This is a genomic window from Luteipulveratus flavus (genome assembly GCF_029439465.1).
Lineage (GTDB): Bacteria > Actinomycetota > Actinomycetes > Actinomycetales > Dermatophilaceae > Luteipulveratus > Luteipulveratus flavus.
This window is the reverse complement of sequence record NZ_JAROAV010000052.1, coordinates 56694-71116: the sequence shown is the minus strand read 5'-3', so window position 1 is coordinate 71116 and position 14423 is coordinate 56694. Positions and strand designations below refer to the sequence as shown.

At 72.3% G+C, this 14423-nt stretch carries 15 protein-coding genes; 9 read left to right on the top strand and 6 right to left on the bottom strand.

Annotated elements, in window-relative coordinates:
• Window positions 1-60: 60 nt before the first annotated feature.
• Window positions 61-3156 carry an AAA family ATPase gene (locus P4R38_RS18500; RefSeq protein WP_277193445.1) on the bottom strand — a complete coding sequence of 1032 codons (3096 nt, stop codon included), beginning with the start codon at window positions 3154-3156 and terminating at the stop codon, window positions 61-63.
• Window positions 3153-4334, bottom strand: a complete 1182-nt coding sequence (locus P4R38_RS18495) for an exonuclease SbcCD subunit D (protein WP_277193444.1) — start codon at window positions 4332-4334, stop codon at window positions 3153-3155. The genes P4R38_RS18500 and P4R38_RS18495 overlap by 4 nt, the downstream gene beginning before the upstream one ends.
• Before the next feature lie 100 nt (window positions 4335-4434).
• Here P4R38_RS18495 and P4R38_RS18490 point away from each other — a divergent pair, with 100 nt between their 5' ends.
• A complete protein-coding gene (locus P4R38_RS18490) occupies window positions 4435-5916 on the top strand; it encodes a glutamate-cysteine ligase family protein (RefSeq protein ID WP_277193443.1) in 1482 nt (493 codons plus the stop codon).
• A 4-nt stretch (window positions 5917-5920) separates the two neighbouring features.
• Here P4R38_RS18490 and P4R38_RS18485 read toward each other — a convergent pair whose 3' ends face one another.
• Complete coding sequence (locus P4R38_RS18485; protein ID WP_275240119.1) at window positions 5921-6529, bottom strand: histidine phosphatase family protein; 609 nt, start codon at window positions 6527-6529, stop codon at window positions 5921-5923.
• A gap of 30 nt (window positions 6530-6559) precedes the next feature.
• On the opposite strand from P4R38_RS18485, the gene P4R38_RS18480 reads away from it, so the two are divergent.
• Window positions 6560-6991, top strand: a complete 432-nt coding sequence (locus P4R38_RS18480) for an OsmC family protein (RefSeq protein ID WP_275240121.1) — start codon at window positions 6560-6562, stop codon at window positions 6989-6991.
• Window positions 6992-7106: 115 nt separating this feature from the next.
• Window positions 7107-7553, top strand: coding sequence for an SRPBCC domain-containing protein (locus P4R38_RS18475; protein ID WP_275240123.1), 447 nt, complete (start codon window positions 7107-7109; stop codon window positions 7551-7553).
• Here P4R38_RS18475 and P4R38_RS18470 read toward each other — a convergent pair.
• Window positions 7544-8167 carry an N-acetyltransferase gene (locus tag P4R38_RS18470; RefSeq protein ID WP_277193442.1) on the bottom strand — a complete coding sequence of 208 codons (624 nt, stop codon included), beginning with the start codon at window positions 8165-8167 and terminating at the stop codon, window positions 7544-7546. The genes P4R38_RS18475 and P4R38_RS18470 overlap by 10 nt on opposite strands.
• 58 nt (window positions 8168-8225) lie before the next feature.
• Between P4R38_RS18470 and P4R38_RS18465 the strand changes: the two genes are divergently transcribed.
• From P4R38_RS18465 to P4R38_RS18440, 6 genes are all read left to right on the top strand, one after another.
• Window positions 8226-8846, top strand: a complete 621-nt coding sequence (locus P4R38_RS18465) for an L-threonylcarbamoyladenylate synthase (RefSeq protein WP_277193441.1) — start codon at window positions 8226-8228, stop codon at window positions 8844-8846.
• 29 nt (window positions 8847-8875) lie between these two features.
• A complete protein-coding gene (locus P4R38_RS18460; RefSeq protein WP_277193440.1) occupies window positions 8876-9679 on the top strand; it encodes a 2-phosphosulfolactate phosphatase in 804 nt (267 codons plus the stop codon).
• On the top strand, window positions 9676-10518 hold the full coding sequence (locus P4R38_RS18455) for a class I SAM-dependent methyltransferase (RefSeq protein WP_277193439.1): 843 nt from the start codon (window positions 9676-9678) through the stop codon (window positions 10516-10518). The genes P4R38_RS18460 and P4R38_RS18455 overlap by 4 nt, the downstream gene beginning before the upstream one ends.
• Window positions 10519-10758: 240 nt before the next feature.
• Entirely contained in the window at window positions 10759-11154 is a 396-nt protein-coding gene (locus P4R38_RS18450) for an SSI family serine proteinase inhibitor (protein WP_275240130.1), read from the top strand.
• Window positions 11155-11290: 136 nt separating this feature from the next.
• On the top strand, window positions 11291-11701 hold the full coding sequence (locus P4R38_RS18445; RefSeq protein WP_277193438.1) for an SSI family serine proteinase inhibitor: 411 nt from the start codon (window positions 11291-11293) through the stop codon (window positions 11699-11701).
• 136 nt (window positions 11702-11837) lie between these two features.
• The gene (locus P4R38_RS18440; protein WP_277193437.1) at window positions 11838-12248 is read left to right on the top strand and encodes an SSI family serine proteinase inhibitor; all 411 of its coding nucleotides are present in this window, start codon (window positions 11838-11840) and stop codon (window positions 12246-12248) included.
• Window positions 12249-12360: 112 nt separating this feature from the next.
• On the opposite strand, the gene P4R38_RS18435 is transcribed toward P4R38_RS18440, so the two are convergent.
• Complete coding sequence (locus P4R38_RS18435; RefSeq protein WP_277193436.1) at window positions 12361-13158, bottom strand: acyl-CoA thioester hydrolase/BAAT C-terminal domain-containing protein; 798 nt, start codon at window positions 13156-13158, stop codon at window positions 12361-12363.
• 58 nt (window positions 13159-13216) lie between these two features.
• Window positions 13217-14419, bottom strand: a complete 1203-nt coding sequence (dinB, locus tag P4R38_RS18430; RefSeq protein ID WP_277193435.1) for a DNA polymerase IV — start codon at window positions 14417-14419, stop codon at window positions 13217-13219.
• Window positions 14420-14423 lie beyond the last annotated feature (4 nt).

Sequence of the window (14423 nt, the reverse complement as noted above, 5' to 3'; positions counted from 1 at the left end):
CGCGCGGGTCGCTGCCGTCCGAGGGACGACCGCGGGCGGGCCTCGTGGACCGAGCCGCGGTCACGCGGCCGACTCGCCGCCGACGTGCACCGAGACCGTCGAGCCGGACTCCGTCTTCGACACGGCGATCCGGGCGGGTACGCGCTGGCGCAGCTCGGCGACGTGGCTCACGATCCCGACGCTGCGGCCACCGGCGCGCAGCGTGTCCAGCACCTGCATCACCTGTTCCAGACTCTGCTCGTCCAGGGAGCCGAACCCCTCGTCGACGAACAGCGTCTCCAGCTCGATGCCACCGGACTCCTGGCGGACGGCCTCACCGAGACCGAGAGCCAGGGCGAGCGAGGCGAGGAACGCCTCCCCACCGGACAATGTGGCCGTGTCGCGGGTCCGGCCGGTCCAGGCGTCGTGGACCACGAGGCCGAGGCCGCTGCGCAGGCCGCCCTTGGCGCGGGCGTCGGAGTGCGCGAGCTCGTAGCGCCCGTCGGTCATCGTGCCGAGCCGCTCGTTGGCCAGCCGGGTGACCTCCTCCAGCCGAGCGGCGAGGACGTAGGAGGAGAGCCGCATCCGTCGTACGTTGTCGCCGCCGCCGTTCATGGTGTCGGCGAGCGCGGCGACCGACTCCAGCTCGGTCTCCACCGGCTGACCCGCCCGGATCGCGTCGAGCAGGTCGCGGGCCACGTCGCCCAGGCGTCCGGCCGCTCGCTGGGACGTCGCCATCACCGACCGCGCGGCGCGAGCCCGGGCGACGGCCGTGTCGGTGGCGGCGCCGAGGTCGTCGAGCGCGGGCGGCTCCTGCTGCTCGGCCGTACGGACCTCGGGCTGGTCCAGCACCGCCAGGGCACGCTCACGTCCGGCGTGATGCCGACGCAGCTGCTCCTCCAGGGTGTCCCGGCGGCTCTGGTCCCGCCAGGCCCGATGCGCGTCCTCGACCGTCTCGAAGCCGTGCTCGTCGACCAGAGCGGTCAGGTCCGCGTGCGCCCGGTCCGCTGCGGCCGTCAGGGCATCGGCGGTCGTCCGCGCCGCGCGGGCCCGCTCGACGGCGCGGACGACGGCGGCATGGGCGGCCTCGGCGTCCCGCAGCCCGGTGGTCCACGGCTCCGACTCGTCGTCGGCGGGGTCCGGTGCGTGCCGTACGCAAGGGCACGAGCCACCATGCTCGTCCAGCAGCTCGCGCAGCCGCCGGTCGAGCTCGGACCGGCGAGCCAGGGCGGCATCGTGCTCTGCGCGTCGTACGGCGACCTGCTGGTCGACCTGCTCACGCCGCGCATCGGTCCCGGTCAGCGCGCGCTGCCCGGTAGCGATCCGGTCGATGATCGAGGCGAGCTCCGCGGCCGACCGCTGCGCCGCCCCGACCGCGGACGAGGCCTCCTCGAGCAGCCGCGCGACGTGCGCTGCGGACGGCAGGTCGTCGTCGGCGCCGAGCTCCCGCCAGTCGCGCTCCAGCCGTTCCCGAGCCGCCGTCAGCGCCGACTCCGCACCGGCCTGACGGGCGGTGGCCTCCCGCAAGGCTGCGCCGGCGAGCTCGGACGCCGCCTCCGCCGCGTCGATCGTCTCCGCGGACAGGTCGATCAGGGGCAGCGAGGCGGGCGCGGGGTGCTCCTCGGCACCGCACACCGGGCACGGCTGCCCGCGACGCAGGTCCAGGGCGAGGCTCGCCGCGACGTGCTCCAGCCGGAGCGACCGCATCCGCAGCACGTCCTTCTCGGCGGTCGCGAAACGCCCGCCCGCCACCCGGACGGCCGTACCTGCCTGCTCGGCTGCCGACCCGGCCTGGGTCCACGCCTCGCGCGCCAGGTGCACCCGTTCGACCGCGGACCGACGGTGGCGCGCCGAGTCGACAGTCACTGCCTGCTCCGCCAGGACCTCGTGCTCCCGCTCGAGCCCGGTCAGGATCTCCTGGAGCCTGGCGAGCTCCGTACCGATCTCCGCCCGCTCGGCCTCCAGACGTCGTACCGCGTCGGCCGAGGACGTCGCCAGCCTGCGCGCCTCCTCGACCTCCTGCGCGGCCGGTCGGGCCGCGCGCAAGAGCTCACCGGCCGCGGCCAGCGCCTCCCACTGACCGTCGTCGTCCGAGGACAGGTGAGGAGCCACTGTCCGCAACGACTCCTCCGAGGCCTGCATGGCCACATCCGCACGATCGCGCTCGTCAGCCGCCCGTGCCGCCGTCCGCCGGCTGGGCTCCACCGCCGCGGCGCGCCGCGCACGGGTGAGCTCGTGCTGGTGCTCCTGCGCCCACGCGGCGCGCGCGTCGTGGTCGGCGAGCACCGCCCGCGCACTCAGCGCCTGCGCCTGCAACGCCTGCAGCCGCCGTGCGGCGGACAGCTGCTCGCGGGCGCGCTCGGCGTCGGACTCCGCGCGCTCGGCTGTCGCCATCGCCGCGTCGGCACCGGCGGACGCCCGGCGCAGCTCCTGCTCCAGCGCGGCGGGCAGCGCGTCGGTCGCGAGCTCACTCCACGGTGGGGCGTCCTCGTCGCGGTGCGGCAGGTCGCTCAGCACCGACTCCAGCACACGCAGCTCCTCCCGGACCCGTTGCCGCGCGTCGACCGCAGCGGCGGTCAGCGTGCGGCGGCGTGCGGCCACCCAGTCCTCCAGGTCGGCGAAGCGCTGCACGTCGAACAGCCGGCGCAGCACGGCGCCCCGGTCCTCCGGCTTGGCCTGCAGGAAGGCGGCGAACTGCCCCTGCGGCAGCAGGACGACCTGCGCGAACTGCTCCAGGCCCATGCCGAGGGCCTGCTCGACCGCGTCCCCGACCTCGTCCAGCCGGGTGCTGACCGCCGTCCAGCGGCCGTCGACGCGTTCCTGCAGGACGACCTTGGCCTGGCGACGCGTCATGCCGTCCCCGCGCTTCTTGGGGGCCAGGTGCTCGGGCGTGCGTTCGATGTGCAGGCGCCGTCCGCCGACCGTGACCTCCAGGGAGACCTTGGGTACGGCGCCCGGGGCCGCGTGGTCGCTGCGCAGGCTCTCGCGGTGCCCGCGGCGCAGGCCGGGCACCTGTCCGAACAGCGCGAAGCAGATCGCGTCGAGGATGGTCGACTTGCCGGCACCGGTCGGCCCATGGATGAGGTGCAGGCCGTGGCCGGACAAGGTGTCGAAGTCGATGGACTCGGATCCAGGGAAGGGACCGAACGCCTCGATGCGCAGGTGGTGCAGCCTCACGCCGCGCCGCTCCGTCCCCGACCGACGTCCGCGACGTGACCCTCGTCGTCCTTGCGCCGCCGCGCCCGCCCCGCGGCGGCGAGTCCGTCGCGGACGACGTCCCGCTCGTGGTCGGTGGCGGGGACACCCTCGCGGACGTGCTCGAGGAAGTCGCAGCACAGGTCGAGGTCGGACCGGCCGCGGGTGCGCTCGGCGTAGGTGCGGACGTCCGCCCCCGAGCCCGGGCTGTCGAACAGCAGCTGCAGGGTGTGCGGGAAGCGCGAGCGGACGCGGTCCATGGCCCCCCGCGGACGGACCGCGTCCGTCAGCGTGACCTGGCACCAGGCGTCCTCGGCGTCCCGGTAGGCGTCGGCGCTCAGCAGGTCGTCGAGCTCTCCGCGCAGCCGGCGCAGCGGGCGCTCGACCGGTGCTTCGACGAACTCGTGCGACGCCGTTGCGCCGCTGAGGTCGATCAGCCAGGACCCCTTCACGTGGGCCGTCTCGCTGAACGACATCGCGACCGGTGAGCCGCTGTAGCGCACGTGGTCGCGCGGCTGCTGGGCGCCGTGGAGGTGGCCGAGGGCGACGTGGTCGACGCCGTCGAACACCTCGACCGGGACCGCGCCCATCCCACCGACGCTGATGTCCCGCTCGGAGTCCGACGTGGTCGCCCCGGTGACGAACGCGTGCGCCATCGCCACCGACCGCCCGGGTCGCCGTGCCGCGTCGATCCGGATCCGCTCCATCACGCGCCGCAGCACAGCCGCGTGGGTGGTCTCCTCGCAGCCCAGCTCCTCGGCGACGAGCGACGGCTCGAGGAACGGGATGGGGTAGACGTGCGTGTCCCCGACGGTCACGGGCACGCCGACCGACGCCAGCGTCGTACGGATGTGCACCCCGGACGGCTCCATGACGCGGGCGCCGAACCCCAGCCGGGTGGCGGAGTCGTGGTTACCGCTGGAGACGATCACCTGGACACCCGCGGCCTGCAGGCGGACCAGCGCGTCGTCCAGCAGGGCGACGGTGTCGGGACCGGGCAGGGCCCGGTCGTACACGTCGCCGGCGACGAGCACCGCATCGACCCGCTCGGCCCGGACGAGCTCGACGAGGTGGTCGAGGTAACGCGCCTGTGCACCGAGCAGCCCCGCACCGTGGAAGGACCGTCCCAGATGCCAGTCGGAGGTGTGAACGAAGCGCACGCCGGGCAGGTTATGAGCAACGACCGACAAGGACGGGCACGCCACGCGGCGTGCTCTCGAACGAGTGACACGGCGGCGGCCGTGTGATGGGGTGTGCGCCATGGGCGAGGACGTCAGCAGTACGTCGTACACACGCGAGCAGCGCCAGCGCTACCGCGAGAAGGTCAGGCAGAACCTCGACGTGTTCGAGCGGATGCTGACCACCAGCAGCTTCGAGTTCGACCGGCCCCTCACGGGGATGGAGATCGAGCTCAACCTGGTGGACTCGGCGTACCAACCGACCATGACCAACGCCGACGTGCTGGAGACGATCGCCGATCCGGACTACCAGACCGAGCTCGGGCAGTACAACATCGAGCTGAACGTCAACCCCCGGCCGCTGCCGGGCAAGGCGGCGCTGGAGCTCGAGGACGACCTGCGCAGGAGCCTCAACCGCGCCGAGAGCATGGCCAACCGCACCGGTGCACACATCGTGATGATCGGGATCCTCCCGACGCTGATGCCCGAGCACTTCACGACCGAGTGGATGAGTGCGAACGCCCGGTACGCCGCGCTGAACGAGGCGATCTTCGCCGCGCGTGGCGAGGACCTGTGGATCGACCTCGAGGGGCCCACGGGCGAGGGGCTCGCGACGTACGCCGACTCGATCGCGCCGGAGTCGGCGTGCACCTCGGTGCAGCTGCACCTGCAGGTCCAGCCCCAGGAGTTCGCCGCCCACTGGAACGCCGCGCAGGCGCTCTCCTCGATCCAGCTCGCGGTCGGCGCGAACTCGCCGTACTTCTTCGGCAAGCAGCTGTGGCACGAGAGCCGCGTCGAGATCTTCCAGCAGGCGACCGACACCCGCGCGGAGGAGCTGAAGAACCAGGGCGTCCGCCCCCGGGTCTGGTTCGGCGAGCGCTGGATCACCTCGATCTTCGACCTGTTCGAGGAGAACGTGCGCTACTACCCGGCGCTGCTGCCGGAGACCAGCGACGAGGACCCGGTCGCGCTGCTGGAGGCGGGGGAGGCGCCGCAGCTGGCCGAGCTGCGCCTGCACAACGGCACGGTCTACCGCTGGAACCGCCCGATCTACGACATCGTCGGCGGTCGTCCGCACCTGCGCGTCGAGAACCGCGTGCTGCCGGCCGGGCCGACCATCATCGACTGCCTCGCCAACTCCGCGTTCTACTACGGCGTGGTCCGGATGCTCGCCGAGAGCGACCGCCCGATCTGGACCCGGATGAGCTTCGCGGCCGCTGAGGAGAACTTCCGGCAGGCCGCGCGCCGGGGCATCGAGTCGCGGGTCTACTGGCCCGGGTTCGGCGAGGTGCCGACGGACGAGCTCGTCCTGCGGCACCTGCTCCCGCTGGCGCACGAGGGGCTGGACCGGTGGGGCGTCGCACCCGAGGTCCGCGACCGCTTCCTCGGGGTGCTGGAGGACCGGTGCCGGCAGGGGCGCAACGGCGCGTCCTGGCAGATCGCCTGCGTCGACGCGCTGGAGGAGCGGGGCAAGGACCGGCCCACTGCGCTGCGCGGGATGCTGGAGCGCTACGTCGAGGGCATGCACAGCAACGAGCCGGTGCACACCTGGCCGCTGCCGTAACGCCTCAGGTCACGCGGTTCCAGACGTCGATCGTCGGGACGCCGTGGTGCTCGCCCAGGACGCTGACCGAGCCGGCGTCCAGCGAGATCTTGGCGCCGAAGCGGGGCTGCTCGCGCAACCAGACCGTGGTCAGGATGCGCAGCAGGTGCCCGTGGGCGACCAGGACGACGTCTCCGCGGTGCAGGTCCGGCCACACCCGGTTCAGGACGTGGCTGGCGCGCGCGGCGACGTCCTCGACGGTCTCGCCGGGCGTCTTCCCCGGGGCGACGCCGTACCTGAAGATCTCCCACTGGTAGCCCAGCTGCTCGCGCACCTGCGGTGTGGTGAGCCCCTCGTAGGCGCCGTAGTCCCACTCGCGCAGGTCGTCGTCGATGCGCACGTCACGCAGCCCGGCCAGCTCGGCGGTCCGCCGGGCGCGGGTCATCGGCGAGCAGTACACCGACACGACGTCGTACGCCGTGAGCAGCGCGGCGGTCTGGCGCGCGGCTTCCTCACCGACCGGTGTCAGGGGGACGTCGGTGGTGCCGGTGTGCTGGCCCGACCTACTCCACTCCGTCTCGCCGTGGCGAAGCAGGACGAGGCGGCCCTGGGGGAAGGTCGGTTCGGCGCTCACACTCTCGGAGGCTACTGGCAGGGTGGCCTCATGACGACCCAGAGCTCGCACCGTTCGATCTCCCTGTCCCGCGACTCCGCCGGGCGGTTCACGGCGACGAACACCCGTGGCGGCACCCTGTCCTTCGGCAGCGGCGCGGACGACGACTTCACTCCCGTCGAGCTGCTGCTCACCGCGATCGCCGGGTGCTCCGCGATCGACGTCGACATCCTCACCAGCCGCCGCAGCGAGCCGGACACCTTCCGGGTGACGGCGGAGGGGGAGAAGCTGCGCGACGAGCAGGGCAACCACATGGGCCCGATCACCGTGACCTTCGAGGTGACGTTCCCGCAGGGTGAGGCCGGCGACCAGGCCCGCACCGTGCTGCCCGACGCGGCTCGGCAGTCGCACGAACGCCTGTGCACCGTCTCGCGCACGGTCATGCTGCCGACCGAGCTCACCACCACGGTCGCCACCGGCTGACCCCGTATCCACATCCCGCAGCGGCGAGGGACCCGTTTCCACAACCGGAAACGCGCTCGCGCGCGGTGGTGCGCCTCCCGGCAGACTGTGAGCCGCCTGAGGGAGGAAGGGTGACATGCCTGCTGATGACGTCGTGCTGTCGTACGACCTGCCGGTGCCTGCGCGCCGCGCGTTCTACCTGTACGTGGACCGCATCGGCCGCTGGTGGCCCGGCACCTACACCAACGATCCGGCGGCGTACGACCGCGTGGTCATCGAGCCCCGAGTGGGCGGCCGGGTGCTCGCGCGGTACACCGGCGGACATGCCGAGGACTGGGGCACGGTCCGGCACCTCGATCCGGCGGGCGCGCTCGAGCACAGCTTCAACCTCTCGCACCGCAGCGGGGTGCCCAGTGTCATCCGGGTGGAGTTCTCCGACCACGACTCCGGCTCACGGATGCGCTTCCGGCACACCGGGTGGAACCGCGACAACTCCACCGACCGGCACCGCTTCAACGACTGGCCCTTGGTGCTGTCCGGCTACGTCGATCACGTCCGCCGAGCCGCGGCACATCAGGACTGAGCGGGCGAGCGCACGAAGAGCTGGACCGACCCGACAGGGACGAAGCCGGCGGCGAGGAAGGTTCGCAGGGCACGAGCGTTGCCGGGAGCCACGGCTGCGGCGACGGGGCCGCCGATGCTCGCGACGGCCGCCGTGATCAGAGCTCTGCCGTCTCCGTCGGCCGTCTCGACGCCGATCTCGGGCAGGCCGGCGATCCCGCGGCCGACGGTCACCAGACCGTCGCCCCGCGCCCGGCCGAGCACCCGGACGTCGTGGCGAACCCGTTGCGCGAGCGCGGCTCTGGGATGCTGCGCCCGGTCGGACCGGGCGACCAGCTCGATCTCGGTCGTCGCGCCGCCGGGGTGCAGGAGCAGCGCGTCGAGGCAGTCCACCCAGCCGTCTCCGACCAGACCGGCGAGGACCCGCGGGTCGTGCGCGCCGCCGTACCCGTCCAGCCGCTCCCGCGGCAGCCGGTCCACCAGGTCGTCGCGAACGGCGACGTACGCGTGCCCGGTCAGCGCGACGACCGCCTCCACGTGCGGGTGCCACGGTCGGACCAGGTCCCACCCTCCGTCGACCTGCGGGTAGGTGCCGTCCAGGGTGGCGAGCAGTGCCTGCTGCAGGTCGAGGCTCATGCCCCCAGCGTCGCAGCCGATCTGGTCTCGCACCCGGTCCACCTCTTACGGTGACGCCATGGCCCGCTACTTCGACGTGCATCCCCAGGATCCGCAGCCTCGGCTGATCCGCCAGGCCGCCGACCTGATCCGCGACGGCGGGCTGATCGCCTATCCCACCGACTCCTGCTTCGCCCTCGGCTGTCGGCTCGGCAACGCCGAGGGCAAGGACCGCATCGTGCGCATCCGGCGGCTGAACGCGCGACACCACTTCACCCTGGTCTGCCACGACTTCGCCCAGCTCGGTCAGCTCGTCCAGCTCGACAACTGGATGTACCGGGCGGTCAAGGCGACGACGCCCGGGTCGTACACCTTCATCCTGCCGGCCACCTCCGAGGTGCCCCGCCGTCTGCTGCACCCCAAGAAGCGCACCGTCGGCGTGCGGATCGTCGACCACCCCGTGGCGTGCGCGCTCCTGGAGGAGCTCGGCGAACCGCTCCTGTCCAGCACGCTCCTGCTCCCGGACCACGAGGAACCGCTGACCGACGGGTGGGAGATCAAGGAGACCCTGGAGCACCAGGTCGACGCGGTGATCGACTCCGGCGAGTGCGGCCTCGAGCCGACGACGGTGGTCGACATGTCCGGGGGGGACGCCGAGATCGTCAGGGTCGGCGCGGGGGACCCGGCACCGTTCGAGTGATCGTGCCCTCGCTCACCTAGAGTGAGCCCATGGGGAGCGAGCACACGCAGCAGGGGCACCGGATCCGTCTCGACTGGGGGACCAGCGGGGCCCAGGCCGTGGCCGGTTCGGCCGACATCGCGGTCGTCTGTGACGTCCTCAGCTTCACCACCACCCTGACGGTCGCGGTCGACCTGGGCGCCGAGGTGTACCCCTACGCATGGCGCGACGACGGCGTGGTCGAGTACGCGGCCGCCCGCGATGCGACGTACGCCGTCGGCCGGTTCGAGGCGCGCGACTCCGACTCGCTGGTCGCCGTGAGCCTGTCGCCGGCCAGCCTGCGCGCAGCCACCGGGCTCCGCCGGCTGGTGCTGCCCTCACCCAACGGGTCGACGATCAGCACCCACCTGCGGGACCGAGGCCTGACCGTCGTCGGGGCGGCGCTGCGCAACCGGACGGCCGTGGCGACGTGGCTGGCCACGCGGATGGCGGAGCCGACGACCACCCTCGCGCTCGTCGCCGCGGGGGAGCGGTGGCCCGACCGGTCGTTGCGCCCGAGCGTCGAGGATCTCTGGGGCTGCGGCGCCGTCCTGTCGGCCCTGCTCGGGCTCCTGCCGCACCTGCGCGCCGAGCTCAGCCCCGAGGCGCAGGTCGCGGTGCACGCGTACACCGCGATCAAGCGGGACCTCACCCCGGCGCTGCTGGACTGCGCCAGCGGGCAGGAGCTCCTCGCGATGGGCTTCCGCGACGACGTCCTCGCCGCCGCCGACGTCGACAGCAGCAGTGCGGTACCCCTCCTGGCCGGTGAGCGGTTCGTGGACGCGGCTCGGCCCGCCGGCTCGCTCGCGTCGTGACCGAAGGGTCGGACGACAGCTCCGACCAGAGCTCGTTCTCCGACGGTGTCGACCCGTGGCTGCGGCGGCTCGGCAATGTGCGCAACGTCGTCCGCCAGGAGATGGTCGCGCGTCAGCTGGCCTCCCACCTCGAGCAGCGAGCACGCGTCCTGGACGTGGGGGCGGGCCAGGGGACCCAGGCGATCCGGCTCGCCCGGCTCGGGCACGAGGTGACCTGCGTCGAGCCCGATCCCGCGATGCGCGACGCCTTCAGCGACTCGGTCGCACCGCTCGCTGGGTCGGTCCGGGCTCGCCTGACCCTCCACGACGCCGCCCTCGGCACGCTCGACCAGGTCCTTGCAGGCCGCACGTTCGAGGCCGTGCTCTGCCACGGCGTGCTCATGTACCTGCCGGCCTCCGAGCCTGCCGTACGCGAGCTCGCGTCCCTCGTGACGCGGGGCGGCCTGCTGTCGCTCGTCACCCGCAACGCCGAGGCCATCCCGTGGCGGCCGGCCCTGAGGGCTCAGTGGGAGGGCAGCCTCGCCGGGTTCGACGAGCTGGACGCGGCCGAGCACGACGGACGGGACGCGACCTACGTGAACGAGCTCGGGGTCCGAGCACGTGCCGACCGCCTCGCCGATCTGGTGAGCAGCATCGAGCGCCACGGCCTGCAGTTGGAGGAGTGGTACGGCGTCCGCGTCGCCAGCGACCGGTTCCCGGTCGACGAACCCCTGCCGCCGCAGGTCGAGCTGGCCGCGCTGCTCGACGTCGAGGAACGGCTCGGGAGACGGGACCCCTACCGCGGCCTCGGCACCCTCATGCACCTCATCGGCCGGCGTCCGACGTTCGACGGTGCATGAGACCGAGGTCACATCGAGCACGGGTACTTCCGAGTAATAGCTCCTGACCTCGCTGAATAGCCCTCGAAACTATCGGCGAAACCGTTTGGCCACCTCCCGTTGGTTGGACACGTTCGCAGTGGACGAATACCTTGATGCTCGTCCAAGGGGGACAAATCTTTGAAGATCCGATCGTTTCGGATTGGACATTCCTCGCCGATTCTTCGGCAACCTCGCCATGCCATTCGAAGGAAGCACACCATGAAGAAGCTTCACACCGTCCTGGCCGCCGCTGCGATCGCCGCCGCGCCTGCCGTCGTCGCGCCCACCACCGCGCACGCCGACGTCGTTCCCACCTACGTCCGCCTCAACCTCCAGGTGACCGACGCCGCTGGTCACTCGACCTACGGCTCGCTGCGCTGCAACCCCGCGGGTGGCTTCCACAAGGACCCGGCGGCCGCCTGCTCCGAGCTCATCAAGGTCAACGGTGAGCCGCAGCACCTGTTCGTCCACCCGGAGGTCATGTGCACGAGGGACTACCGCCCCGTCACCGCTCGGATGACCGGCTACTGGGGCGACCGGATGGTCAGCTACACCAAGACGTTCGGCAACGCCTGCAACATGTGGGCCGCGACCGGTCCCGTCTTCGCGATCTGACGCCGACACCTCGACCTGGTGGTCGCCGCGTCCCACACGAGGTGACCGGCTTCGACCACCCTCTCCCGCCGCGCGTCCACCGGCGCCCCGGCGGCCCCTTCGCAGATCCGACCCGACCTGAAGGAAACCACCTCACATGTCCAAGCTCATGAACCTCTTCGCCGCTCTCGCGCTCGCCGTCACCGGCCTCATCGCGGCCCCCGGCGCCGCGTCGGCGTCCACCACCTCGACGCCCGACTACGTCCGGCTGAACCTGCAGGTGACCGACTCCACCGGTCACGCCACGTACGGCTCGCTGCGCTGCAACCCGGCGGGTGGCAGCCACGCAGACCCGACCACTGCCTGCCGCCAGCTCGCCACCGTGAACGGCGACCCGGGCGCCCTTCACAACCTCATCATCCCCTTCTACCCCTGCGACCGCCTGCCGATCGAGCCGGTCACCGTCCGGATGACGGGTTACTGGGGAAGCACCCTGGTGGACTTCAAGCGCACGTTCATGAACTCGTGCGACGTGATGCAGGAGACCGGTTCGGTCTTCGCCGTCTGAGCAAGATCCTCCGGGGCGCGCCGATCATTTCTCGATGACCGGCGCGCCCCTCTCGGGAATTCATCGGCCATTGGCAAATTCCACATTGAACACCCTTTTCCGCTCGCACTTTCAATCACCCGAAAGAGATCACGACATGTCGAAGATCCACCGTCTCGCGGCCACGGCGGCCGTCCTCGCCACTGCAGGAGTGTCCGCGTTCGCCGGCTCGGCCGGCGCCTCGACGACGTCCACCCCGGACTACGTCCGGCTGCACATCCAGATCATCGGCTCTGATGGGCACTCGACCTACGGTTCGCTGCGGTGCGACCCGCCCGCCGGCCGCCACCACCGCCCTGCGGAGGCGTGTGCCGAGCTCGCCGCGGTCGACGGCAACCCGGCGGCGCTGAACGTGTCCGTCCCGTGGATCCGGTGCAACCCGCAGGCGCAGGAGCCGACGACGGTCCGGATGACGGGTTACTGGGGGAGCACGGTCGTCGACTACCGCCGCACCTTCGCCAACCCGTGCATGGTCATGACCACCACCGGGTCCGTCTTCAGCATCTGAGATGCCACGGGTTCGACTCGAGCAGAGGGAGTGGCCCGTCGTCCCCGTGGCAGCGGGCCCTCTCTCGTCGTCGTGGTGGCACGTCCCGTCCTGGTGGACCGCGCCGGCGGGCTCAGACCTGCTCGGCGCGAGCGTCGGGACCGGCACCCTCCTGGCGGAGGCCGAGAACGCGCGCGATCGAGGCGCCGGCGGAGACGAACGCCTCACCGGGCAGGACGGTGCGGTGCCCGGCGGCCGGCGACGACACCACCGCCGTGGGCCGACCCGCGGCCGTACGCCGCGCCGCGATCTGCGGCGCCCACTGGTCGGCGGGCCACACCCGGTCGTCCCCGCCGGTGACCAGGACGGTCTCGGCGTCGATGTCCTCGACCGGGATCGTGGCCGCCGCGACGACCTCCGCCGGAGCCGCGGCGAGACTCTCGGCGTACGTACGCCGGAACGCCGGGGGATCACCGGCCGGCCTGGACGGCGTCACGAACGGTACGTAGGGGAGGGGCTCACCCCGCCAGGTCCAGTGCGACGTCTCGCTGCCGTCCTCTCGGATGCCGGCCCAGGCGACCGGGCTGGGCGCGAACGCCACCACGGCCGAGAGCCTCGGGTCGCGGACGGCGGTCAGCAACGTCGCCTCGGCGCCGAAAGAAGTGCCGATCATCGCCAGGCGGTCGCACCGGCCCGCGAGCACGTCCAGCGTCTCGGTGAAGGTCTCCAGCGGCACGTCGTACGGACCCGGGGACTGGCCGGCCCCGCCGAACCACCGGATCGAGACAGCCGTCGCCCCGTGGGCTGCGAGCAGCCGGGCTCGCCCCTCGTCCACCCGGCCACTGGAGCCGGCGAGGACCAGAACCCCCGTGCCGCAGGGCCGTTCGGGCTCGATCAGGACGCCCTCCGGATGCGTGAGCACCTGATCCACGATGGGCCGCCTCCTCCTGTCGCGTGCGGCGCCGGATGCCGCTCGCCCAGTCTGCCGCTCAGTCCTGCAGCAACGGCACCGGGTCGCCCTGGTCGTGCCCGAGCAGGACGGCACGCGTGACGATCGCCGTACCGAACCGGTCGCGCAGCTGGTCGATGGTCGCGTCCAACGAGCCCCGCTCCTCGCGTTCGAACGGCAGCGTCAGCTGCAGCGGGTCGTCGTCCAGCAGGTTCGTCAGCGTCAGGCCGACCAGCGTGCACCCGCGCTCGTCGATGAGCGGCATGGCGTCGGCCAGCAGCTCGCGTGCAGCGCCCAGGATCGTCTCGGTCAGCATCGTCGGGGCGTCCAGCGTGTGCGACCGGGTCACGCGGGCGAAGTCGTCGAACCGCAGCCGCAGCACGACCGTCCTGGACAACCGGCTCGCGGCGCGCAGACGCTTACCAAGACGGTCGGCGATGCCCACCAGGATGCGCTCCAGGTCGGCGTGGGTCTTCGCTCCGCGGCCCATGGCCCGCTGGGAGCCGATGGACCGCCGGCGCCGGCCGGTCTCCACCGGCCGCGGGTCCCGCGCCAGCGCCAGCGCGTGCAGGTGCCGCCCCGACGCCAGGCCCACGGTGTCGGTGAGGTCGCCTTCGGTGAGCGCGGCGATCTGACCGACCGTGGCGATGCCGCGCTGGTGCAGGGCCTCGGCCGTCACCGGCCCGACGCCCCAGAGCCGCTCCACCGGCAGCGGGTGCAGGAACTCCAGCTCGCGCCCCGCGGGGACGACGAGCAGACCGTCCGGCTTCGCCACTGCGCTCGCGACCTTCGCAAGGAACTTGGTGGTCGCGACGCCGACGGTGATGGGCAGGCCGACCTCGTCGCGGATCCGCGCGCGCAGCCTGCGACCGATGGCCTCGGGCGAGCCCCCGAGGCGTCGCAGGCCGCCGACGTCGAGGAAGGCCTCGTCGATCGACAGCCCCTCGACCACCGGCGTGGTGTCACGGAAGAGTGCAAAGACCGCCTTGCTGGCCTCGGAGTAGGCCTCCATCCGCGGGCGCACCGTCACGGCGTCCGGGCACAGCAGGCGCGCGCGCCGCTCGCTCATGGGCGTCCGTACGCCTCGGGCCTTCGCCTCGTAGCTCGCGGCGGTCACGATGCCACCGCCCACCAGCACCGGCCGACCGCGCAGCGACGGGTCGTCCCGCTGCTCCACCGAGGCGTAGAAGGAGTCCAGGTCCGCATGCAGGATGGACGCCTCGGAGCGGGCCTTGATGGACACGAAC

Excerpts from the sequence above, each read along its gene's own strand:
- P4R38_RS18465 (WP_277193441.1), top strand. The coding sequence starts at position 8,226 with ATGGCCCGCTACTTCGACGTGCATCCCCAGGATCCGCAGCCTCGGCTG.
- P4R38_RS18480 (WP_275240121.1), top strand. The coding sequence starts at position 6,560 with ATGACGACCCAGAGCTCGCACCGTTCGATCTCCCTGTCCCGCGACTCC.
- P4R38_RS18460 (WP_277193440.1), top strand. The coding sequence starts at position 8,876 with ATGGGGAGCGAGCACACGCAGCAGGGGCACCGGATCCGTCTCGACTGG.
- P4R38_RS18450 (WP_275240130.1), top strand. The coding sequence starts at position 10,759 with ATGAAGAAGCTTCACACCGTCCTGGCCGCCGCTGCGATCGCCGCCGCG.
- P4R38_RS18470 (WP_277193442.1), bottom strand. The coding sequence starts at position 8,167 with ATGAGCCTCGACCTGCAGCAGGCACTGCTCGCCACCCTGGACGGCACC.
- P4R38_RS18475 (WP_275240123.1), top strand. The coding sequence starts at position 7,107 with ATGCCTGCTGATGACGTCGTGCTGTCGTACGACCTGCCGGTGCCTGCG.
- P4R38_RS18445 (WP_277193438.1), top strand. The coding sequence starts at position 11,291 with ATGTCCAAGCTCATGAACCTCTTCGCCGCTCTCGCGCTCGCCGTCACC.
- P4R38_RS18490 (WP_277193443.1), top strand. The coding sequence starts at position 4,435 with ATGGGCGAGGACGTCAGCAGTACGTCGTACACACGCGAGCAGCGCCAG.
- P4R38_RS18440 (WP_277193437.1), top strand. The coding sequence starts at position 11,838 with ATGTCGAAGATCCACCGTCTCGCGGCCACGGCGGCCGTCCTCGCCACT.